A 20,090-nucleotide genomic window follows, 5' to 3' on the forward strand; every position below is an offset into this window, starting at 1 on the left:
CCCTGCCCAGGTGCACGGCAGCAAGGCGAAACCGGCGACCGGTGCGCCGATCGTGCTTCGGGTCGTGACTCGTGCCCGCGCGCTCCGAGGCGCGGCGCCGTCGCCAGTCGCCGACTCCGCCTCGACCGGATCCGTTCCGCGAACCACAACCGTCCGGCCCCGGCGCGTCGTCCCGTCCCAGGCAGGCCCCGGCCCCCGTCCGCCGGCCCGGAAGTAGCCTCGGTGGGTGAGTGAACTCAGCCACGTCGACGAGACCGGCGCCGCCCGGATGGTCGACGTCTCCGGCAAGACCCCCTCCGCGCGCACCGCGCTCGCGGCCGGGACCGTGCGGACCACCGCCGAGGTCCTCCGGCTGCTGGCGACCGACGGTCTCCCGAAGGGGGACGCCCTGGCCACCGCGCGGATCGCCGGGATCATGGGCGCGAAGCGGGTGCCCGAGCTGATCCCGCTGTGCCACCAGATCGCGCTGTCCGGCGTCAAGGTCGAGTTCGAGCTGGGCGACACCGAAGTCCGGATCCGCGCGACCGCCAAGACCACCGACGTCACCGGCGTCGAGATGGAGGCCCTGACCGCGGTGGCCGTGGCCGGGCTGACCGTGCACGACATGATCAAGGCCGTCGATCCGGCGGCGACGCTGGACGAGGTCCGCCTGCTCCGCAAGGACGGCGGCAAGACCGGGACCTGGGAGCGGCCGTGAAGCGCACCGCACGCGTGATCGTGGCGTCCAACCGCGCCGCGAAGGGGATCTACGAGGACAAGACCGGCCCGGTGATCGCCGCCTGGCTGGCCGATCGCGGGTACGACGTCCCGGCGCCGGTCGTCGTCGAGGACGGCGATCCGGTCGGGGTGGCGCTGCGGGCCGCGCTGGCCGGCGGCGTGGCCGTCGTGCTCACCACCGGCGGCACCGGGATCTCCCCGACCGACCGCACCCCGGACGTCACGAAGACGGTCCTGGACCACGAGCTGCCGGGTGTGGCGGACGCGATCCGCGCGGCGGGCCTGCCCAAGGTGCCCTCAGCGGTCCTCTCGCGCGGTGTAGCCGGGGTTGCGGGGAGGACCCTCGTCGTGAACCTCCCGGGCTCCAGCGGCGGCGTCAAGGACGGTTTGGGTGTCCTCGACGGCATCCTGGACCACGCCGTCGACCAGCTGGCGGGCGGCGACCACCCGCGCGTGGCCCCGGCGGGCCCCGCGGTCCGCGTCGCGCGAGCCCAGGTGACGTCGGAACCGGTGTCGGTGGAGGAGCACGCGCGCCTGGTCGAGGACGACGCGGCGGGCGCGGTGGTGACGTTCGCCGGCGTGGTCCGCGACCACGACGGGGGCAAGGGCGTCCGCGACCTGACCTACGAGGGCCACCCGAGCGCGAGCCAGGTCATCGCGGACGTCGTGGCGGACCTGTCGGCCCGCTGGACCGGCGTCCGCGCGGTCGCGGTCAGCCACCGCATCGGCGCGCTGACGATCGGTGACGTCGCGCTGGCGATCGCCGTCGCGGCGGAGCACCGCGGCCAGGCGTTCACGGCGTGCGCGGAGCTGGTCGACGAGGTCAAGGCCCGGCTGCCGGTCTGGAAGCACCAGCACTTCACCGACGGCACGGACGAGTGGGTCAACTCGCCCTGACGGGAAAACCCGGCACCGCGCGCAGCGGTGCCGGGTCCGAAACGAGACGAACCCTCCACCGCCCGGGGGATCGGCGGTGGAGGGTTCGTGTGTCACGGCACTAGGCCGGACCTCGCATCACTACGCGATCGTCACTTGGTGGCGATCTTCTGCCCGACGAGGATCATGTCCGCGTTCGGGATGTACTTCGCGTTCAGGTCCTGCAGCTTCTGGTAGCCGCCGGTGACGCTGAACTGCTTGGCGATCTTGGACAGCGTGTCGCCCGCCACGACGGTGTAGTCACCGGACGGGTTCGAGCTGCTCACGCCGGCCGCCGACGGAGCCGCCGGGGTCGCCTTCTTCGGGGTCGCGGAGGCCGCCGGGGCGCTCTTCTTCGGAGTCACCTTCTTGGGCGTGGTGGTCTTCGCGGTCCGCGGGGCCGTCGACGAACCGCCGCCGGCCTTCTTGCCGCAGACCGGCCAGGCGCCGATGCCCTGGCCCTGCAGAACGCGCTCGGCCACGGCGATCTGCTGCTCACGCGACGCGCCCTGCGCGCTGCCGGTGCCGCCGTAGGCCTTCCAGGTGCTCTGCGTGAACTGCAGGCCGCCGTAGTAGCCGTTGCCGGTGTTGATGCTCCAGTTGCCGCCGCTCTCACACTGCGCGATGGCGTCCCAGTTCGTCGCCGACGCGGGGGTCGCGGCGATTGCGAGGGGAGCGCCGACCGCGATGCCCGCGATGGCGACGCGAGCGACGGTGCGGGTGGCAGCGGACATCTTGCGGTGCTTGCCTCGGTAAGACATCTGAATGCTTCTCAGGCTTCCCTGCGCCTACGAGACTTGTGCTGAGGGTCAGGATCGGGGTCCTGGCGCCGGCCCTCTCAGACCGGCGGACGGCTCCGACGCACGACGCGTCGTCCTCGTCCCCTCGTCCCTGTCCGGAAATGCTTTCGCTCGGGGTATGGGTCCGGGTATCCGTCGGACAGGGCTAGGCGCTACGGATTCCCGGTGGTGCTGACTGGTCGGGGCCAGCCGATTAGCGACGGTACGTAACGATGACCGTGATCGGAAATTATTCGGGGCGTGACCTACGTCACAGTAACAGCACGCAACCCCTGTCGATGCGGGTGTCTGCGCAGGTCAGAGGGCCGTTATCTGTCCGTTTCCTTGCCGAGACAAAGCACGGATCGTGAGGCTTGCATCACGTGTTTTGCGCTGTGAATGGCCCTTTCGTGCCGCCTGGTTCACGAATGGGGGGCGCATCTTATGGAGTCCCTCGGCGGTCCGCCAGACTTGACAGCAGGCTTCAGGCATCCCACCAGTCACTCTTGTCCCACCTGTTCGGGCGGTTTACGACCACGGTCGGAGGTGCCCGGCCGGGCACCTCGCGCCGGCAGGGGCGACAGACGGTGTCCGACCAGGCGAGACGGGTCACCGGACGGAGTGGGAACGACTGCGGATTCAGCCTCCCGCGAACGCCCGGATGCGGTGAGGCGCCACGCCGGGGCGCCGGACCCGCGTCGGCGAGCGGTCGGCCGTCGTACCCGAACGGTCGGCGGATATCGGGGGAGCGGAACTCGCGTACGCAGGTGGACGGCTCGCGCACCCGGGCGGTCGGCGCACCTGTCCATGGGCGCGACGCCCTATGTAGAGGAGAAGGTCAGCCGCCGGCGAAGGGCGGGAGGACGTCCAGCTCGGCGCCGTCGGTCAGCTCGCGGGTCAGGTCCCGCACCGCGACGCCGTCCAGCAGGTAGCTGACCGCGTCGAGCACCCGGGGCAGGCCGACGGGGTGGAGGCGGCGCAGCTCGGCCACGGCGTCGGCGACGGAAGCGGTCGAAGGCAGCTGCACCTTCTCCTCTTCTTCTCCGGCCGCGGCGCGCGCCGCCGCGAAGTACCGCACCACGATGGTCAGGGTGCTCATCTCAGCCGCCGATCGCGCTCATCGGCCGGATCGGCTGCGCGAACCCGGCGTCGTTGATCTCGTGTCCCGCGAGCTTGCCCCACATGGTGGCCCGCCAGGCGTCCGCGACCTCTTCATCGCGCGCGCCCGCGCGCACGAGGGCCCGCAGGTCGGTCTCGTCGTTACTGAACAGGCAGGAGCGCACCGCGCCGTCCGCGGTCAGCCGCGTCCGCTCGCAGGCCGAGCAGAACGGCCGGGTCACCGACGCGATCACGCCGACGTCGCCGGGGCCGCCGTCGACCAGCCAGCGCTCGGCCGGCGCCCCGCCGCGCTTGGCCGGGAACGGCGAGAGCGAGAACTCCGCCTGGAGCATCCCGAGGATCTCCGACGCGGTGATCATCTCGCCGCGGTTCCAGCCGTGCTGGGCGTCGAGCGGCATCTGCTCGATGAACCGCAGGTGGTAGCCCTCGGCGAGGCAGAACTTCAGCAGGGACACGGCTTCGGTCTCGTTCACGCCCCGCATGAGCACGGCGTTGACCTTCACCGGCGACATCCCGGCGTCGCGTGCGGCGGCCATGCCGGCCAGCACGTGCGAGAGCCGGTCGCGGCGGGTGATCTCGAAGAAGGTCGCGGGGTCGACGGTGTCGAGCGAGACGTTGATCCGGGCCAGCCCGGCCGCGGCGAGGGCCGGAGCGCGCTTGGCGAGGCCGATCCCGTTGGTCGTCATGGACAACCGGGGCCGCGGTTCGAGCGCGGTGATCCGCGCGACGAGGTCTTCGAGGCCGGGCCGCAGCAGCGGCTCGCCGCCGGTGAGCCGGATGTCGGTGACGCCGAGCCGTTCGACGGCGATCCGCATCAGCCGGACCAGCTCGTCGTCGGTCAGCACCTGGTCGCCCGGCATCCAGTCGAGGCCCTCGGCGGGCATGCAGTACGTGCACCGCAGATTGCACCGGTCGGTCAGGGAAACCCGCAGATCGGTGGCCACCCGGCCGAAAGTGTCGATGAGCCTTGGGTTCTCGGGTCTGGGCACGCCGGACGAACCTCGTGTAGCGGGGACGCGAGGAAACCCGAGATCTACTGCCGTCATTACGCCCAGCCTAACTCCGGATCGTGCGAAGTGAGCAGATCGCTAGGATACTTCGCGCGGCGAGTGGTTCAGTGGCCGAACTATCCGGAGCCGGGAGAAGGGCGCGTGATGTCGGACACCACGGAAAAGACGTACCCGGTCGGCGAAGAGGAACTCTTCCGCTTCGCGGAATTGGGTCGCGAAGGCAGCACGCTCACTGTCCTGCGGCACGCCAGGATCGCCGAGCGGATGGGCCTGTCCGGCACCGACCACAAGACGTTCGACCTGGTCGGCCAGGCCGACGGGCCGCTGACCGCCGGCCGGATCGCCGAGCTCACCGGGCTGTCCACCGGCGCGGTGACCGGCGTCATCGACCGGTTGGAGAAGGTCGGGCTGGTCCGCCGGGTCCGCGACCCCGAGGACCGGCGCAAGGTCCTCGTCGAGGTCGTGCCCGGGGCCTCCGAGCGCTACGCGCCGCTCTTCCAGTCCGCCTTCGACTGGCTTCGCGAGATGCTCGCGCAGTTCTCACCGGCCGAGCGAAAAGTCATCGAGCGTTATCAGAATGTCATGCTCGAACAGCTGCGCACCGAGATCATGCACAATTCGCGCCCCGCATAGCTTTTCCTCAAGTGCGGCGATAATGTCTGCGCCATGCCGCAATTTCGGTTGTCCGAGGCAGCACGCCTGCTCGGGGTCAGTGACGACACCGTGCGCCGCTGGGTGCGCGCGGGCCAGCTGACCGCCACCGACGACGCCGCCGGCCGCAAGGTCGTGGACGGCGCCCAGCTGGCCGGGTTCGCCCGGGCCCAGGCGAGCGGCCCCGACGACCCGTCCTCGGTCGGCCGCTCCGCCCGCAACAAGTTCGTCGGGCTGGTCACCGAGGTCGTCGCCGACAAGGTGATGGCCCAGGTGGAACTGCAGTGCGGGGCACACCGTGTGGTGTCCCTGATGAGTACCGAAGCCGTTCGCGAGCTGGGCCTGCGCCCAGGGGTGCTCGCGGTCGCGGTGGTCAAGGCCACCACCGTCGTGGTGGAGACACCGGAAGGAAATCGATGAAGAACGCTTTTCGGGGGTCCGGGTGGCGAAGCCCCCGGCCCGGGGCGAAGCCCCGGTTGTCACAGCTCGCTCTCGCCGTCGCGGCCGTCGCCCTGTTCGCGGGCGCGTGCAGCAGCTCGGACGAGCCCAGCACGCAGACCGGCGGGTCGTCGGTCTCCGCGCCCGCGCCCAAGGGCACCGGTGACGCCGGCGGCACGCTGACCGTGTTCGCCGCCGCGTCCCTCACCGAGTCGTTCACCGCGCTCGGCAAGGAGTTCGAAGCCGCGCACCCCGGCGTGACCGTGAAGTTCAGCTTCGCCGGTTCGTCCGGTCTGGTCCAGCAGCTGACCAACGGCGCGAAGGCCGACGTCTTCGCCTCCGCGGACCAGGCCAACATGGACAAGGCCACCCAAGGCGGGGTGATCGACGGCCAGCCGACCGTGTTCGCCACCAACAAGCTCGCCATCGCCGTCGCCCCCGGCAATCCCAAGGGCATCAAGTCCTTCGCCGACCTGAACAAGGCCGGGCTGACCGTGGTGACCTGCGCCGCGCAGGTGCCGTGCGGCTCGGCGACGAAGAAGGTCGAGACGAGCACCGGCGTCACGCTCAAGCCGAAGAGCGAGGAGCAGGACGTCAAGCAGGTGCTGGCCAAGGTCCAGTCCGGCGACGCCGACGCGGGCCTGGTGTACGTCACCGACGCCACCTCCGCCGCGGGCAAGGTCGACAAGGTCGACTTCCCCGAGGCGAGCGGCGCGATCAACAACTACCCGATCGCCGTGGTCAAGGGCGGCCAGAGCGCCCTGGCCAAGGAGTTCGACGAGTTCGTGCTCGGCACGGAGGGCAAGACCGAGCTGGCCAAGGTCGGGTTCGGCCCTGCGGCGTAACCGTCTCGCGAACGGCCGGCCGGGACGCTCCCCGGCCGGCCGTTCGCGGGTTCCGTGGGTGCTCGCCGTGCCCGCCACGCTGGCGCTGGCGCTGGTCGTGCTGCCCGTCGTCGGGCTGCTGGTGCGCTCCGACCTCACGCGGTTCCCCGCGCTGATCGTCACGCCGTCGTCGTTGCACGCGCTGCGGCTGTCGCTGATCACGGCCGCGCTGTCCACTGTGGCCTGCGTGCTGCTCGGGGTGCCGCTGGCCGTCGTGCTCGCCCGCGCCCGGTTCGCCGGCGTCCGCCTGCTGCGCTCGATCGTGCTGCTGCCACTGGTGCTGCCGCCGGTCGTCGGCGGGCTCGCGCTGCTCTACCTGCTCGGCCGCAAAGGCTTCCTCGGCATGCTGATCACCACGCTGACCGGGGAGTCGGTGCCGTTCACCACGACCGCGGTGGTCATCGCGCAGACGTTCGTCGCGATGCCGTTCCTCGTGGTCAGCCTCGAAGGGGCGCTGCGCGGCTCCGGCGACCGTTTCGAGCAGGTCGCCGCGACGCTCGGCGCGCGGCCCTGGACCGTCTTCCGCCGGGTCACGCTGCCGCTGCTGCTGCCCGCGCTCGGCTCCGGCGTCGTCCTCAGCTTCGCCCGCGCGCTGGGCGAGTTCGGCGCGACGATCACCTTTGCGGGCAGCCTCGAAGACGTCACGCGCACGCTGCCGCTCGAGGTCTACACGCAGGCCGAAGTGGACGTCGACAGCGCGGTGGCGCTCGCGCTGCTGCTGATCATCGTGGCGGTCGTCGTGATCGCCCTCGCGCGGCCGCGCTCGTGGGAAGGCGGCCTGCGATGAGCCTGGCCGCCCGGATCGACGTCGTCCGCGGCGCGTTCGAACTCGAAGTGGACCTCGACGTGCCCACCGGGACGGTGCTGGCGCTGCTGGGCCCGAACGGCTCCGGCAAGTCGACGGTCCTCGGCTGCCTCGCCGGGCTGGTCGCGCCCCGGTCCGCGGAGATCACCGTGGCCGGGCGGGCGCTGGCCGAGCTGGCGCCGCACCGGCGGGGCATCGGCCTGCTCTCGCAGGACGCCCTGCTCTTCCCGCACATGTCCGCGGTGGACAACGTCGCGTTCTCGCCGCGCTCGACCGGCGCCGGCCGCCGCGCCGCCCGCGACCTCGCCTACTTCTGGCTGGCCGAAGTGGACGCCGTCGAGCTCGCCGACCGGCGGCCCGGCCAGCTGTCCGGCGGGCAGGCCCAGCGCGTCGCGATCGCCCGGGCGCTCGCCGCCCAGCCGGACCTGCTGCTGCTCGACGAGCCGTTCGCCGCCCTCGACGTCGATGCCGCGCCGGCGATCCGCGGCCTGCTGCGGCGCGTGCTGAAGACCGGCCCGACGACCGTCCTGGTCACGCACGACCCGCTCGACGCGCTCGCGCTCGCCGACCACGTCGCGGTGATGAACGACGGCCGGATCGTCGAACGCGGCCCGACCCGTGACGTGCTGTCCGCCCCGCGAACGCCGTTCACCGCGCGGATCGCCGGCCTCAACCTGATCGCCGGCACGGCGGTCGAGAACGGTCTGCGCACGGCGTCCGGTGCCGTCGTGTCCGGCATCCCGGCGGCCGACGTGGTCCAGGGTGAGCCGGCGGTCGCGGTGTTCCCGCCGAACGCCGTCGCCGTCTACGCCGGTGACGGCGAGCACCGGGGGAGCCCGCGCAACACCGCCGACGCCGTCGTCGCCGCGCTGGAGCCGCACGGCCCGGTGATCCGCGTCCGGGCCGAGGGCGACGGCTGGGCGCACGGCCTCACCGCCGACCTCACCCCGGCCGCCGTCGCCGACCTGGCCCTGGAGCCCGGCACAGCGGTGACGCTGTCGGTGAAGGCCGCCACGGTCAGCGTGCACCCGGCCGCCACTTCCTGAGCCTGCCGCGGCTTGTCGTGAGTGTTTAGGGCGGTTAGAACCGCCCTAAACACTCACGAGGGCCGCGGCAGACTGCTCAGCCGTCGTGGTGGTGGCTGCCGCGGCGTTGAGCAGCAGCGCGACCCGGACGTGGTCGTGGTCCTCCGGCAGCGTCGAACCGTGCACCAGCCGCCGGCCGCGGGCAGTTCCGTGGGCACCGGCAGCAGGCCGCCGTCGGTGCCGATCAGGCGGACGGCGTCGTTCACCGGCCGGTTGTCCTCGTCGACCAGGTTCAGCGTGTAGAACCGCGAGTCGGGCCGAGCGCGTCTTCCTCGTTGTCGCGGATCAGGTACATCCCGGCGAGGCCCGTGTGGACGGTGAAGCGCGTGATCGCCATCGCGTGGTCGTGGTAGCAGAGCGGCATCGCGGGCTGGACGTTCTGGTCGAGTAGCCGGGCCGGCCGGCCCGTCCGCCACCGGGCCCTGCAAGGCGACGAGCGGAAACTCGCCGTCGATTTGATTCGACCACGAAATCCGCAGTTGTTCACCGGCGCGCACTTCGATCGTCGGACCCGGGAAATGTCCCGCGTACGTCCACAATGTACTCGGCGGTAACTGCGAGTGCAGTCGCTGGTGCTCGGTCACCATCGGAATGGTGATCGCGGCGTGGTCCCAGGAATGCGGCCGGAGCGCCGGCGGAACACGCAGCGGGTCGAGGAACTTCGTGAGTCCCCAGTTCGGCGCGGTGCCCGGCCCGGTCGTCGCCGGGCGCTCGATGATTTCGGTCATGCGATTTCTCCCCCTCGCGGTGCGGGGCAGACCGAATTGCGCCACGACGTTTCCGTCGACGACGTGTGCGATGAATTTCCCCGAACCTCTCGGTGGCCGGGCACGCGACTCCCCTCGCGAAACCGGCAATTCCCACCGTATCGCCTTTCGACGACGAACGCAGGTGTCTCGCGCGCGTGATAGGTTTCGCCCATGGATGAGCGCCGGTGGACGTATCTCTCCGACATGGACGGCGTCCTGGTGAAGGAGGAGCACCTCGTTCCCGGGGCCGACGAGTTCCTCGCCGAGCTGAAGGCGAACGGCATCGACTTCCTGGTGCTGACCAACAACTCGATCTACACCCCGCGTGACCTGCGGGCGCGGCTCGAGCGCACCGGGCTCGACATCCCCGAAGAGGCGATCTGGACGTCGGCGCTGGCGACGGCGAAGTTCCTCTCGTCGCAGCGGCCGAACGGCTCGGCGTACGTCATCGGCGAAGCGGGCCTCACCACGGCGCTGCACGAGGTCGGGTACGTCCTGACCGAGCGCGACCCGGACTACGTCGTGCTGGGCGAGACCCGCACGTACAGCTTCAGCGCCATCACGCGCGCGATCCGGCTGATCGAGGGCGGTGCGAAGTTCATCGCCACCAACCCGGACGCGACCGGCCCGAGCGTCGAGGGCTCGATGCCCGCCACCGGTTCCGTCGCGGCGCTGATCGAGAAGGCCACCGGGCGCTCGCCGTACTACGTCGGCAAGCCGAACCCGTTGATGATGCGCTCGGCGTTGCGCCGATTGGGTGCGCATTCGGAGTCGACGCTGATGATCGGCGACCGGATGGACACCGACGTGCACTCGGGCATCGAAGCCGGGTTGCAGACGATTCTGGTGCTCACCGGCATCTCCACCAGGGAGTCGGCCGAACGCTATCCGTACCGGCCCACTCTCGTGCTCGACTCCATCGCCGACCTGATCGGGAAGACGACCGACCCATTCGGGGAAGGCTGATCGAGACCCCATCGCGAGCAGGGCTTATCGTCACCGGATGAGCAACTCCACGTACGTGGTGGGCGACGTGCATGGCCACCGGGACGAACTGGCCGAAGCACTGCGCGCCGAGGGGTTGGTGGACGACGAAGACAACTGGTCAGGGGGCGAGGACCAGCTCTGGTTCCTCGGTGACTTCGTCGACCGCGGGCCGGACGGCGTCGGCGCCATCGACCTGGTCATCCAGCTCGAAGAGCAGGCGGCGGAAGCCGGCGGCCAGGTCCAGACGCTGCTGGGCAACCACGAGATCCTCGCGCTCGGCATGTACCACTTCGGCGACCAGCCGGTGCCGTCCGACTTCGGGCCGCGCAGCTTCGCCCGCAGCTGGGAGATCAACGGCGGCCTGCTGTCGGACCAGGACCGGCTGACCCCGGAGCACATCGAGTGGCTGACCGCCCGGCCCCTGGCCGCGCTCGCCGCCGACCACCTGCTCCTGCATTCGGACACCCTCGAGTACCTCGACTGGGGGGATTCGGTCGAGGCGATCAACGACTCCGCCCGCGAGATCCTGATGGGTTCGGACATCGAGTCGTGGTGGGACGTCTGGCGCCGCATGACGACCCGCTACGCGTTCCGCGGCCCGGAAGGCGAGGAGAACGCCCAGAAGCTGATGGACGCCCTGGGCGGCTCGCGCATCATCCACGGGCACAGCGTCATCGCGGACCAGCTGGGCATCCACCCCACGCAGATCGAGGGCCCGTTCCTGTACGCGGGCGGCAAGGCCCTGGGCGTCGACGGTGGCCTGTTCGTCGGCGGGCCGTGCCTGGTGGTGAAGCTGCCGTACGAGCCGGAGTCGTGATCAGGGGAGCTCGACGATCTCCTTGCCGAGCGGCATCAGGGACACCGGGATCATCTTGAAGTTCGCCACGCCCAGCGGGATGCCGATGATCGTGACGCACAGCGCGATGCCCGTGAAGACGTGCCCGATAGCCAGCCACAGCCCGGCGAAGAGGAACCAGATCACGTTGCCGACGAAGGACGGCGAGCCCGCGTCGCGGCGGTCGACGACCGTGCGGCCGAACGGCCAGAGCGCGTAGCGGGCGATCCGGAACGACGCGAGCCCGAACGGGATCGTGATGATCAGGACGCAGCAGATCACGCCCGCGACCAGGTAGCCCAGCGCCATCCAGAAGCCGCACAGCACGAGCCAGATGATGTTCAGCAGCGTACGCATCAGACGTGCAGCTCCCCGCTCACGACGGTCACGGCCTGGCCGGACAGGTGGACCCGGTCGCCGTCCTGGCGGGTCCGGACGATCCCGCCGCGCGCCGACACCTGCGCGCCGGTGAGGTCGGTTTTGTTCAGTCGCCCGGACCAGTACGGCGACAGGACGCAGTGCGCCGAGCCGGTGACGGGATCTTCGTCGACGCCCACGCCCGGACCGAAGAACCGGCTGACGTAGTCGACACCGTCGACGTCACCCGCGGCGGTGACGAGCAGCCGGCCCTTCCAGGTGTCCTTCAGCGCTTTCAGGTCGGGCTCGAGGGTCCGGACGGCCTTGGCGTCCGGGAGGACGGCGAAGAGGTTGTCGACCCCGCGCCCGGTGCGCTCGATCTCGACGCCGGGCAGGATCGCGCTCAGATCGTCGTCGGACGTCGTGGGCGGATCGGAGGGGAAGTCCAGCTCGACCCAGCCGCCGGCGGCCTTCGCGCGCAGCTCGCCGCTGAGGGTGGCGTAGACCTGCTCGCCGCCGAGGACGTGCGTGGTGGCGACGGTGGCGTGCCCGCACAGCGCGACTTCGGCCGCCGGGGTGAACCACCGCAACGACTTCGGCCCCTCGCCTTCGTCTCCGCCGACGACGACAAAAGCGGTCTCGGAGTGCCGCATCTCCGCGGCGACGGCCTGCATCCAGGCCGCATCGGCGGGCGCGTCGAGGAGCACGACCCCGGCGGAGTTCCCGGCGAAGGCCCGGTCGGTGAAGGCGTCGACGATGAAGAAGCGCATGCTTCCACTGTATCCAGGGCTTTTGGCCCGTGGTGGTGACGCTTTTCTCGCATCACCAGGGCAACCCCTTAGGGGTCCTGGAGGTCAGGCGCCGCGCTCTTCTCGCGTCCCGGCTCGGGTTCCGGCTACGGTCGACCGCGCGGTCGTCTCGCGGTCCGGCTCGGGTTCCGCCTTGGGCCAGGTTTCGCCGGTGGCGGGCCGCGCGGTCGTCTCGTGGTGGGTCGGCTTTGTGGCATGGGGTCAGGTTTCGCCGATGGTCGGTCGTGCGGTCGTCTCGCGGTCGGCTTTGCGGCTTGGGGTCAGGTTTCGCCGATGGTCGGTCGTGCGGTCGTCTCGCGGTCGGCGTTGCGGCTTGGGGTCAGGCTTCGCCGATGGTCGGCCGGACGATCTTCTCGCCGTCCGGCCCGCGTTCCGGCTTGAGGTCGAAGATGTCTTCCTCGAGCTGGATCTTGTTCTTGTGTTCCTTGTCGTCTTCCTTCTTCTTGCCGGCGCCGGCCCCAGCCGCGCCCGCGCCGCCGGCCTTCCCCTTGGCCGCGGCAGCCGCGGTGGCGCCGCGCTCGAGCCGTTCACCGCTGCCCTTGGCGCCGGTCTTGCCACCTTCGCCGGCCGTCTCCTTCGGCGCTCCGGTGGCCCCGCCCCCGGAGACCCGCGACCCGGCGAACCCGCTCCCGGCTCGCCCGGCTCCGGACTTGCCGCGCGTGATGTCCCCACCGGCCCCACCGGCGCCGGTCGTCCCCCCGGGCATGGCAAGCCCATCGGGCCCCATCCGCGGGAAAGCACCGGCGGCCGGCGCGCCACGGAGCCCGGAGTTGCCACCACCGAAGCCCCCGGCGTTCCCGGTCCCGCTGGTGGCCCCGGGCGGAACGAAGGTACTCGGCGGCGTCGCCCCGGGAGGCGTGGTGCCAGGAGGCGCGAAGCTCCCGCTGGTCCCGCCGGTGCCGCCGACCCCGCTGAAGCCGCCTGTCCCACCGGTTCCGCCGATGCCACCCGAGCCACCGATGGTGGGGGTGCCGGTGAAACTGGTGCTGCTGGTCCCGTGGAACCCGCTGGCGGTGGTGCTGTCACCGGACCCCAGCTGCGGCGGGGGTGAGTAGGTGGGCTGGGTGCTGGCGGTCTCGTGGTAGGTGCCGTCGAGGCCCTGGAGAACCTGAACGGCCTGCTGATGCGCGGCATCGGCCTGCTGCTGCTTGGCCTGGATGCCGGTCATCGTGTTGCTCATGCCGACCAGATCGCCCGAGTTGTACTGCTGCTTCGCCTTGTCCATCTCGGCCTGCTGGTTGAACCCGGTGGGCTCGGGCATGTTCGTTTTGGCGTAGTAGGCCGCCGCGGACTGCTGCGAGTAGTGGTTCGACGCCAGCTGCATCGCGTTGCCGGTCTGTTCGGTGTGGCCGGCGGTGCTCTGGAAGAAGGTGTTCGCCTGGTCGGCGGCAGTTCCCTGCCACTGGCCGCCTGCTGCCGTGGCGGCGTCGCGGAACTGGTTGGAGGCGTCGGCCAGCCAGTTGCCGTAGGTGTTCGCCACCCGGCTGCGGTCGTTGAGATCCTCGAGGTCCAGGTTCTTGTGGACCATGTCGTACAACACTTCGTGCGGGCTGTTCGCGTAGTTTTCCCCGGGCGCGGGCGCATCTCCGCGCAGGGTTTGTCCTTCTTGCAGGACCTTTCCCTGGGCGACCGAATAGTCCGACGCGGCCTTCTGAGTGAGGCGCTGGCCGTCTTCGCCGTGTCCTTGAAGCTTCTGAGCGGTCTCCGCGTAGTAGTCACCCTCGGACTGGCGGTGCTGCGCCCGGTGCGGCTGACTCATGGCAGAACTCCGTCTCAGTTGGTCTTCGGCAGCAGGGGTTCGATCTTCTCCGCGAATCCTTCGACGAGCTTGCAGGCGTTGGCCGTGTCCGATCCCGAGGTCACCAGCACGAAGGCGCGAGAGTCGGGCTTCACGTCCAGCCACACGCCGCACTGCCCGGGCGACTGCTGTGGTTCGCGCACTTCGACCGCCGCACGGCCGTTGACCGTTCCGTCACTGGCCTGGCTCGGATTGCTGATGTTGTTCTTGTAGCCCCGGCCGGGTTGCAACGAGAGTGCGACATCCACCGCGCGCACGTCGCCGGCGGTCGGCTTGTTGGCGGCGCAGCTTTCCTTCGCGTCGGCGACGGTCGGCACCGCTGCCGGGAACCCTTGACCGCTGAGGCCTTGGTCGAGGAGCGAACACGGTTTCAGCGAGGCGAAGGAATCGCCGGACGGTGCGGTGGTGTCGGGCGCAGATGTGCTGCCGGCGGCTGAACTGGGGTTCGCCTGACCGCCGACCTGGCTGGTGCACGCGGCCAGGACCAACGCCGTGCCGGCGACGGCGGCCAGAACGGCCGGAATGCGTTGAGAGATCACTGACCCTGCAGATTCTTGTTCAGCTCGGTGAACGTCACGGCGTGAGCGCTCTCGGTTTCGCGGTAGTTCTTCCGCGCGATCACCATCGCTTCGCGCGCGTCTTCGACCCCGCTCCGCATGAGGAGGAGGTTGGGGATCAACGACTGTGGGTCGCCGTTGACCGCGGTCACGTTGAACCGGGCGACTGCCTGCGCGTAGGTGCTGCCCCCCATGCGCGCGGCGTCGGCGAGGATCTCCACGTCCCGAAGCATCTTGTCGTAGCCGTCGAGGAAGAAGTCGCAGGCTTTCAGGTAGGCCTGGAAGCCCTCTTCGTTCACGGCGAACTGGCCGTTGGTGGCGAGTTCCTTCAAGTGGCTGCCGCCCGCGTTGACCTGCTTCGCGGTCTCGGAATCCAGCGGCGCCGCTCCCAGGTTCGAGAGGAAGTTCGAACCGGCGTCACCGGCCGCCGCGGGTGGGGGTGTGAACGTGCCCGGTGCGCCGAACTGCGAACCGCCCATGACGCCCTCCCCGTCGTCCTGGGACCACCCAGCGTGGTCCCTCTGCACTGTACTAGTGACGAAGGGCCGGTGTCAGTGGCTCGCGCCACGCCCCTCGTGGAGCCAGCTGCGCAGGTGAGAACCATCCGAAGGGATGAACCGCAGGCGATCCTCGCCGCCGGGGAGGGGCTCGCTGAACATCAGGAAGCGGCCGCCGTCGTTGTCGACGAAGGTGGCTGCCCCGATCGGGTGAAGGGCGCCTTGGCCGTGGCGGGCCGACAGCTCGACGGTGCCGTACCGGTGCAACGGCCAGGACGAGAACTCGGCCGCGGCCTCTTCGTCCCGGCGGGCGAGAGCCGGGCCGCGGACGAACGTCAGCTCCGCCAGGGGGACCGGCGGGTAGGCCGGCAGCATGCCGACGACCATGTCGACCAGGCGATCCGGACGGGTCTGGGCGAACAGGATCTCTTCGCCCACGAGTTCCGAAAAGACGCCCAGGCCGTGGCCGATCGTCGCTCGGTACAGGACCTGGCGGCCGTCGGCTATTTCTGCTGCTCGGACGATGATCAGGATCTCCGGCTGGGTCCACGACCTCAGCGTCTGCTCGACCTCGATGTCCAGCTTGTCCGGCCCCGCCAGGCCGCGAGCGCGCAGCGAATCCCACGAAGCCGCCGCCAGCCGGGCGTTTTCCTCGAGGGTGTGGCCCGCGCTGCGGATCTCGAACGGGTGCCAGTTCGCCGGGAGACCGGTTCGCCGGACCGCGACGTCGACCTCGTTCAGCCCCAGGGCGAATTCCTCCGGCACGGTGCCGAGCGTAGCGGAACCGGCACCGGGCGCTCAGATGTCCAGCTGCCGCACGCCCGTCTCGCGCTGGGCGACGCCGGCCACCCGGCCCGCCGTCGCTTGTCCCCGCAGCCGGACTATCTCGTGCGGCTGCAGCCCCACCGCCACGCCGAACGCCTCGACGTCCGCGAAACCGCCCTGACGCCGGCGCAGCTCCAGCGCCTGGTTCACCCGTTCCGGGGTCATCCCCGGCAAGCGCGCCAGCTCCAGTCCGGCGGCCGCGTTGACGTCGACCGGGACAACCGGCAGCGGAGCCGAAACCGGGGAAACCGCCGGCGGCGCCAAAACCGGCGCCGGTGGCGGCGCCAAAGCCGGCGCGTCGACCGGGACGTACGTCTCGACGATGTCGTTCTGCTGCACTTCACGCGTCGCCAGGCCGAGGGTGAACACACCCGTCCCGGCCGCCGTCCGCATCGCGATGCCGTCCCTCGCCACCGACAGGATCCGCAGGTCGGTCGCGACGACCGTGCTGCGCTCGTTGAACGTCGTGCCCACCGGGCGCAGCAGCCGGGCCCGCCTGCCGACCGTCAGCAGGTTGTTCGTCCGCCCGTCCGGCACCTCGACCGCGGCCACGACCGAGCCGTCGCCCAGGTCGCTGACGCCGTGGACGTGCGCCGTGCCCTCCCGGCGTTCCAGGAAGTCAGCAGACGGCTCGTCGTACGCGGTCAGCGCGTCGCCGGCCATCGGCGGGACGTCGCACTGGAAGCCGAGCAGCACCGTCCCCGGCTGTCCGGCGGGTAGCTCCGGGAGCGGCCCGGCCGGGCCGAACAGGCCCAGCACCCGCATCGGCCGGCCGACCGGACGCCCACCGCGGAACAGCCCGGTCAACGCGCCGAAACGCAGCACGCCACGCTCCGAGCGCACCTGCACGTGGAAGCCGGTCAGCTGGTCGTACGCCGGCGCGAGCACCGCGGCGACGCCGTCGTGCCGGCTCGTGTCCGGCCCGATCGTGTCGTCGGTGTAGAGCTCCAGCGCGTCGCCGGGGCCGAGGTCGGTGCGCCCGACGGCGACGAAGACGTCCTTCAGGAACCCCGCGTCGGTCACCGGCTCGACGTCGCTGGAGAAGAACTTCTTCCGCACCATGATCCCGAGGCGCAGGTTGTCCGCGAGGATCCGGTCGGCCCGCTTCAGCCGCGCGCGGGCGCCGCGGACCGCGCGGCCCGCGCTCACCTGGCCGCCCGGCAGCTCGCCCAGGCCGGGCAGGGTGACGCTGGCGTTGAGCGCCTTGCCGAACTCGATCAGCCCGACCCTGATCTCGGTCACGACGTGGCGGCCAGGGTGACGCTGATCGACTGGTCGGCGTTGGTCCGCTCCGACTCGACGCGCATGCCCGACCGCGCCGCGCGCTCCTTCAGCCGCGTGAGCACCGCGCGCTGCACTTCGGCGCCGTACGCCTCGTCGACGGACAACACGAGACGCTCGGCCTCGGCGGGTGTCAGGCCCGGGCCGTCGACGTGTGCCAGCTGGACGCCGTCCGGGCCGTAGACGAACGTGATCCGCCGCCCCTCCCACGCCCCGGCGACGGCGTTCCTGTCGTCGGTGACCTGGGCGCGCAGCCCGGACAGCGCACGGGCCAGCAGGTCGCGGTGCCGCATCCGGGTCCGCACGACGACGACGCCGGGCTGCGCCTGCGCGTGCGCGGCGATGGTGGCGGCGTTCAGCTGGGCCAGCGCTTCGCTGCGCAGCTTGAGCGTGACGCTCATCGGTGATCCCCTTCGAGCAGCGCTTCGAGTACTTCGGTGGTGGCGAACCCGTTCAGCTCCACCGATCCGTCGGTGGCGATCCGCAGTTCGAGCCGGTTCGGGGTGGCGAAGATCGACTCGTCGTAGCGGTCGGTCAGGAAGTGGAACCGCTGGTTCACCGAGCCGACCCACGGCCGGGACGGCTCCGGTCGGTCAGCCAGAAAAGGCCCGTCCACCAGCAGATCCGTCGCCTCGAGCAGTTTCGACGGTGGCAGGTCTTCCAAGACGCGCCCGGTGAACGTCATCACCGAAAGCCCCGCCGCGCGCACCGCGGAAGCGAACGCGCCCAAGGGTTCCGGCTGGTCGAACGGCTCACCGCCGAGCAGCGTGACGCCTTCGACGCCCTCGATCGCCAGGACCCGTTCGGCCAGGTCCTGCCAGGGGAGCAGCGTGCCGCCGCGGGTCGTCCACGTCTGCGGGTTGAAACAGCCGGGGCAGCGGACCGAGCAGCCCTGGGTCCACACCGCGCACCGCAGGCCGGGACCCTCCGCGGCGGTGACGTCGACGATCCGGTGCAGGTTCAGGAGTTCCATGACGTCTGCTGCTGCGAAGCCGGGTTTTCCGCCTGCGCCGACGTGCGCCGGTAGTCCTCGGTGAACTCCGACGTCTCCGTCTCCGCGCCGAGCAGGTCCTCCAGCAGCGGGATGTAGTCGAGGCACTTCGAGCCGGTCACGCCGTGGGTTTCGGCGCTGATCGAGCCGTCCTTGCCGATGGTCACGGTCACGCGGTGAGTCATACGTCGATCGCCCTTCCCCTCGGTGACTCCGGTCGTGGCGGCGCGGCGACGGGCGCGACAGGAGCGGCGTCGTTGTCCGTGGCGGCGACCGCGCGGGTCTCCGCCCACTGCCGGATGGCCAGGATCTCGTCGGCCTGGGTGACCGACAGCGGCACCGTCGACTTCACCGCCCGCACCAGGTCGTCGCGGCGCAGCGGCCGCTTCTCGGCGAACGCGTCGACGAGCCCCGACAGCACGGCCTGCTCGATCTCCGCGCCGCTGTACCCCGCGCTGACGTCGGCGAGCTCGGCGTACAGCGCGTCGTCCACCTTCAGCTCGCTGCGCACGAAGTCGTCGGTGACGCGCTTGTTCAGGTGGATCCGCCAGATCGCGGTGCGCTCCGGCGTCGAGGGCAGGTCGACGAAGAAGATCTCGTCGAACCGGCCCTTGCGGAGGAACTCCGGCGGCAGCGAGTCGACCTGGTTCGCCGTCGCCATCACGAACACCGGCGCCGTCTTCTCCTGCATCCAGGACAGGAACGTGCCGAACACGCGCCGCGCGGTGCCGCCGTCACCGCCGCCGCCCGCGCCGGCGAGGCCCTTCTCGATCTCGTCGACCCACAGCACGCAGGGCGCGATGCCCTCGGCGGTGCGGATGACCGTGCGCATGTTCTTCTCGCTGGAGCCGACCAGCCCGGCGAAGACGCGGCCCAGGTCGAGGCGCAGCAGCGGCAGCCGCCACATGTTCGCGACGCACACCGCGGACAGGCTCTTGCCGCAGCCGGGGACGCCGGACAGCAGCAGCCCCTTCGGTGCGGCCAGGTTGTAGGCGGACGCGGCGGGTGTCCAGGTGCCGGTGCGCTTGGTCAGCCAGCGCTTGAGCCGGTCCAGGCCGCCGACGGCGTCGAAGCCCGTGTCGGCCGGGACGATGTCGAGCATCCCGGACCGGCGCACGGCCTGGCGTTTCTCGGCGAGGATCAGCTCGAGGTCACTGGGATCGAGCCCGCCGCCCTCGACCAGCGCCCTGGCGAACGCGTTCTCGGCTTCCGGCAGCGTCAGCCCGCGCGCGGCGGCGACGATCATGTCGCGGTCGTCCCGGTCGATGCTGATCCGGACGTGCTGCCGGTGCGCGGCGACCATGCCGTCCAGCAGCTCGCCGATCTGCTGCCGGTCGGGCAGCGGGAACTCGACGACGGTGGCGTCGTGCTCCAGCTCGGGCGGCACGGGCAGCGACGGCGACACGAGGATCAGGCTCAGCGGTACCGGCCGGGTCTTGAACGCGGCCGCGAGCTCGCGCAGCCGCCGCACGACCTCGGGGTCGGGCCGGTGCCCGCCCTCGGAAACCAGCGACGGGTGCAGGTCGGCGAAGACGAACACGGCGGGCTCCGCCCAGCCGTAGACGCGCTCCAGCGCGGCGGACGCGGTGCGCGTGTCGGCGATCGGCGGCCCACCCGCCGGGGCCAGCCCGGTGGTCGACGACCAGACGTACACCCGCCGCGGCGTGCGCAGCCGGGCGCCGTCTTCCGCGACCGCGCGGATCTCCCGCACCACCCGCTGCTCTTCGTGCGTTTCGACGACCAGCAGCGGATAGCGCGCCTGCAGCAACTGGGTCAGCTCGTCGCGAAACCCCTGGCCGGACATCGATCGCCCCCTCGATTCGGGTCCGGATGCTACCAGCGGCCCGAGCCCGGGGCGGATCATCCGCCGAATCCGTCTACTGTGGACTCACGTGCCGAGCCACGTGCTGCCGAGGTCGGTGGGCGCAGGGTCCATGTCGATTGGTGGACGCCGTGAAGGTCGGGCTCGTGTCCGCGAGCGTAGAAGGCCGGCCGCCGACG

Annotated in this window: 24 protein-coding genes; 9 read left to right on the forward strand and 15 right to left on the reverse strand. The window is 70.9% G+C overall.

The genetic code is table 11. The features are described from left to right. Positions 1–226 precede the first annotated feature (226 nt). Both moaC and OG494_RS41575 read left to right on the forward strand, forming a co-directional pair. The gene (moaC, locus tag OG494_RS41570; protein ID WP_328448254.1) at positions 227–697 is read left to right on the forward strand and encodes a cyclic pyranopterin monophosphate synthase MoaC; all 471 of its coding nucleotides are present in this window, start codon (positions 227–229) and stop codon (positions 695–697) included. Beyond that, entirely contained in the window at positions 694–1,614 is a 921-nt protein-coding gene (locus OG494_RS41575) for a molybdenum cofactor biosynthesis protein MoaE (protein ID WP_328448256.1), read from the forward strand. Before moaC ends, OG494_RS41575 begins: the two co-directional genes overlap by 4 nt. 131 nt (positions 1,615–1,745) lie before the next feature. Here OG494_RS41575 and OG494_RS41580 read toward each other — a convergent pair whose 3' ends face one another. The 3 genes from OG494_RS41580 to moaA all read right to left on the reverse strand — a co-directional run bounded on the left by OG494_RS41580 (position 1,746) and on the right by moaA (position 4,519). Further along, complete coding sequence (locus tag OG494_RS41580; RefSeq protein ID WP_328448258.1) at positions 1,746–2,393, reverse strand: transglycosylase family protein; 648 nt, start codon at positions 2,391–2,393, stop codon at positions 1,746–1,748. Between the two features lie 856 nt (positions 2,394–3,249). Next, entirely contained in the window at positions 3,250–3,510 is a 261-nt protein-coding gene (locus OG494_RS41585; RefSeq protein WP_328448260.1) for a MoaD/ThiS family protein, read from the reverse strand. A gap of 1 nt (position 3,511) precedes the next feature. Continuing rightward, a complete protein-coding gene (gene moaA, locus OG494_RS41590; RefSeq protein ID WP_328448262.1) occupies positions 3,512–4,519 on the reverse strand; it encodes a GTP 3',8-cyclase MoaA in 1,008 nt (335 codons plus the stop codon). A 165-nt stretch (positions 4,520–4,684) separates the two neighbouring features. Between moaA and OG494_RS41595 the strand changes: the two genes are divergently transcribed. The 5 genes from OG494_RS41595 to OG494_RS41615 are packed head-to-tail and all read left to right on the forward strand — an operon-like array spanning position 4,685 to position 8,364. Further along, the gene (locus OG494_RS41595) at positions 4,685–5,173 is read left to right on the forward strand and encodes a MarR family winged helix-turn-helix transcriptional regulator (RefSeq protein ID WP_328448264.1); all 489 of its coding nucleotides are present in this window, start codon (positions 4,685–4,687) and stop codon (positions 5,171–5,173) included. A 33-nt stretch (positions 5,174–5,206) separates the two neighbouring features. After that, complete coding sequence (locus OG494_RS41600; protein ID WP_328448266.1) at positions 5,207–5,611, forward strand: TOBE domain-containing protein; 405 nt, start codon at positions 5,207–5,209, stop codon at positions 5,609–5,611. A 56-nt stretch (positions 5,612–5,667) separates the two neighbouring features. Next, on the forward strand, positions 5,668–6,474 hold the full coding sequence (modA, locus tag OG494_RS41605) for a molybdate ABC transporter substrate-binding protein (RefSeq protein ID WP_328448268.1): 807 nt from the start codon (positions 5,668–5,670) through the stop codon (positions 6,472–6,474). 58 nt (positions 6,475–6,532) lie between these two features. Beyond that, positions 6,533–7,300 carry an ABC transporter permease gene (locus tag OG494_RS41610; RefSeq protein ID WP_328448270.1) on the forward strand — a complete coding sequence of 256 codons (768 nt, stop codon included), beginning with the start codon at positions 6,533–6,535 and terminating at the stop codon, positions 7,298–7,300. Continuing rightward, positions 7,297–8,364, forward strand: coding sequence for a sulfate/molybdate ABC transporter ATP-binding protein (locus tag OG494_RS41615; protein WP_328448272.1), 1,068 nt, complete (start codon positions 7,297–7,299; stop codon positions 8,362–8,364). Before OG494_RS41610 ends, OG494_RS41615 begins: the two co-directional genes overlap by 4 nt. Before the next feature lie 53 nt (positions 8,365–8,417). On the opposite strand, the gene OG494_RS41620 is transcribed toward OG494_RS41615, so the two are convergent. Continuing rightward, positions 8,418–9,131, reverse strand: coding sequence for a multicopper oxidase domain-containing protein (locus OG494_RS41620; protein WP_328448274.1), 714 nt, complete (start codon positions 9,129–9,131; stop codon positions 8,418–8,420). A 192-nt stretch (positions 9,132–9,323) separates the two neighbouring features. Between OG494_RS41620 and OG494_RS41625 the strand changes: the two genes are divergently transcribed. Next, positions 9,324–10,118, forward strand: coding sequence for an HAD-IIA family hydrolase (locus OG494_RS41625; protein WP_328448276.1), 795 nt, complete (start codon positions 9,324–9,326; stop codon positions 10,116–10,118). A gap of 37 nt (positions 10,119–10,155) precedes the next feature. After that, on the forward strand, positions 10,156–10,956 hold the full coding sequence (locus tag OG494_RS41630) for a metallophosphoesterase (protein ID WP_328448278.1): 801 nt from the start codon (positions 10,156–10,158) through the stop codon (positions 10,954–10,956). Here the strand turns inward: OG494_RS41630 and OG494_RS41635 are convergent, their stop codons facing one another. From OG494_RS41635 to OG494_RS41685, 11 genes are all read right to left on the reverse strand, one after another. Next, positions 10,957–11,331 (reverse strand): YccF domain-containing protein, encoded by a 375-nt coding sequence (locus OG494_RS41635; RefSeq protein WP_328448280.1) that lies wholly within the window; start codon positions 11,329–11,331, stop codon positions 10,957–10,959. Next, entirely contained in the window at positions 11,331–12,101 is a 771-nt protein-coding gene (locus tag OG494_RS41640; protein ID WP_328448282.1) for a PhzF family phenazine biosynthesis protein, read from the reverse strand. Before OG494_RS41640 ends, OG494_RS41635 begins: the two co-directional genes overlap by 1 nt. Before the next feature lie 358 nt (positions 12,102–12,459). Next, positions 12,460–13,899 (reverse strand): hypothetical protein, encoded by a 1,440-nt coding sequence (locus OG494_RS41645; protein ID WP_328448284.1) that lies wholly within the window; start codon positions 13,897–13,899, stop codon positions 12,460–12,462. A gap of 14 nt (positions 13,900–13,913) precedes the next feature. After that, complete coding sequence (locus tag OG494_RS41650) at positions 13,914–14,477, reverse strand: DUF3558 family protein (RefSeq protein WP_328448286.1); 564 nt, start codon at positions 14,475–14,477, stop codon at positions 13,914–13,916. Beyond that, on the reverse strand, positions 14,474–14,974 hold the full coding sequence (locus OG494_RS41655; RefSeq protein ID WP_328448287.1) for a hypothetical protein: 501 nt from the start codon (positions 14,972–14,974) through the stop codon (positions 14,474–14,476). Before OG494_RS41655 ends, OG494_RS41650 begins: the two co-directional genes overlap by 4 nt. Positions 14,975–15,046: 72 nt before the next feature. Beyond that, the gene (locus tag OG494_RS41660; protein ID WP_328448288.1) at positions 15,047–15,757 is read right to left on the reverse strand and encodes an ESX secretion-associated protein EspG; all 711 of its coding nucleotides are present in this window, start codon (positions 15,755–15,757) and stop codon (positions 15,047–15,049) included. A gap of 33 nt (positions 15,758–15,790) precedes the next feature. Further along, entirely contained in the window at positions 15,791–17,059 is a 1,269-nt protein-coding gene (locus tag OG494_RS41665) for a helix-hairpin-helix domain-containing protein (RefSeq protein ID WP_328448289.1), read from the reverse strand. Beyond that, a complete protein-coding gene (locus OG494_RS41670) occupies positions 17,056–17,499 on the reverse strand; it encodes a hypothetical protein (protein WP_328448291.1) in 444 nt (147 codons plus the stop codon). The genes OG494_RS41665 and OG494_RS41670 overlap by 4 nt, the downstream gene beginning before the upstream one ends. Next, complete coding sequence (locus OG494_RS41675; RefSeq protein WP_328448293.1) at positions 17,496–18,071, reverse strand: 4Fe-4S single cluster domain-containing protein; 576 nt, start codon at positions 18,069–18,071, stop codon at positions 17,496–17,498. The genes OG494_RS41670 and OG494_RS41675 overlap by 4 nt, the downstream gene beginning before the upstream one ends. After that, positions 18,059–18,262, reverse strand: coding sequence for a DUF2997 domain-containing protein (locus OG494_RS41680; RefSeq protein ID WP_328448295.1), 204 nt, complete (start codon positions 18,260–18,262; stop codon positions 18,059–18,061). The genes OG494_RS41675 and OG494_RS41680 overlap by 13 nt, the downstream gene beginning before the upstream one ends. Positions 18,263–18,270: 8 nt before the next feature. Further along, complete coding sequence (locus tag OG494_RS41685; RefSeq protein ID WP_328448297.1) at positions 18,271–19,893, reverse strand: AAA family ATPase; 1,623 nt, start codon at positions 19,891–19,893, stop codon at positions 18,271–18,273. Positions 19,894–20,090 lie beyond the last annotated feature (197 nt).

Origin of the sequence: Amycolatopsis sp. NBC_00438, assembly GCF_036026695.1 — a bacterium.
Taxonomy (GTDB): Bacteria; Actinomycetota; Actinomycetes; order Mycobacteriales; family Pseudonocardiaceae; genus Amycolatopsis.

Excerpts from the sequence above, each read along its gene's own strand:
- OG494_RS41580 (WP_328448258.1), bottom strand. The coding sequence starts at position 2,393 with ATGTCTTACCGAGGCAAGCACCGCAAGATGTCCGCTGCCACCCGCACC.
- OG494_RS41585 (WP_328448260.1), bottom strand. The coding sequence starts at position 3,510 with ATGAGCACCCTGACCATCGTGGTGCGGTACTTCGCGGCGGCGCGCGCC.
- OG494_RS41595 (WP_328448264.1), top strand. The coding sequence starts at position 4,685 with ATGTCGGACACCACGGAAAAGACGTACCCGGTCGGCGAAGAGGAACTC.
- OG494_RS41600 (WP_328448266.1), top strand. The coding sequence starts at position 5,207 with ATGCCGCAATTTCGGTTGTCCGAGGCAGCACGCCTGCTCGGGGTCAGT.
- OG494_RS41615 (WP_328448272.1), top strand. The coding sequence starts at position 7,297 with ATGAGCCTGGCCGCCCGGATCGACGTCGTCCGCGGCGCGTTCGAACTC.
- OG494_RS41620 (WP_328448274.1), bottom strand. The coding sequence starts at position 9,131 with ATGACCGAAATCATCGAGCGCCCGGCGACGACCGGGCCGGGCACCGCG.
- OG494_RS41625 (WP_328448276.1), top strand. The coding sequence starts at position 9,324 with ATGGATGAGCGCCGGTGGACGTATCTCTCCGACATGGACGGCGTCCTG.
- OG494_RS41630 (WP_328448278.1), top strand. The coding sequence starts at position 10,156 with ATGAGCAACTCCACGTACGTGGTGGGCGACGTGCATGGCCACCGGGAC.
- OG494_RS41635 (WP_328448280.1), bottom strand. The coding sequence starts at position 11,331 with ATGCGTACGCTGCTGAACATCATCTGGCTCGTGCTGTGCGGCTTCTGG.
- OG494_RS41640 (WP_328448282.1), bottom strand. The coding sequence starts at position 12,101 with ATGCGCTTCTTCATCGTCGACGCCTTCACCGACCGGGCCTTCGCCGGG.
- OG494_RS41645 (WP_328448284.1), bottom strand. The coding sequence starts at position 13,899 with ATGAGTCAGCCGCACCGGGCGCAGCACCGCCAGTCCGAGGGTGACTAC.
- OG494_RS41655 (WP_328448287.1), bottom strand. The coding sequence starts at position 14,974 with ATGGGCGGTTCGCAGTTCGGCGCACCGGGCACGTTCACACCCCCACCC.
- OG494_RS41670 (WP_328448291.1), bottom strand. The coding sequence starts at position 17,499 with ATGAGCGTCACGCTCAAGCTGCGCAGCGAAGCGCTGGCCCAGCTGAAC.
- OG494_RS41675 (WP_328448293.1), bottom strand. The coding sequence starts at position 18,071 with ATGGAACTCCTGAACCTGCACCGGATCGTCGACGTCACCGCCGCGGAG.
- OG494_RS41685 (WP_328448297.1), bottom strand. The coding sequence starts at position 19,893 with ATGTCCGGCCAGGGGTTTCGCGACGAGCTGACCCAGTTGCTGCAGGCG.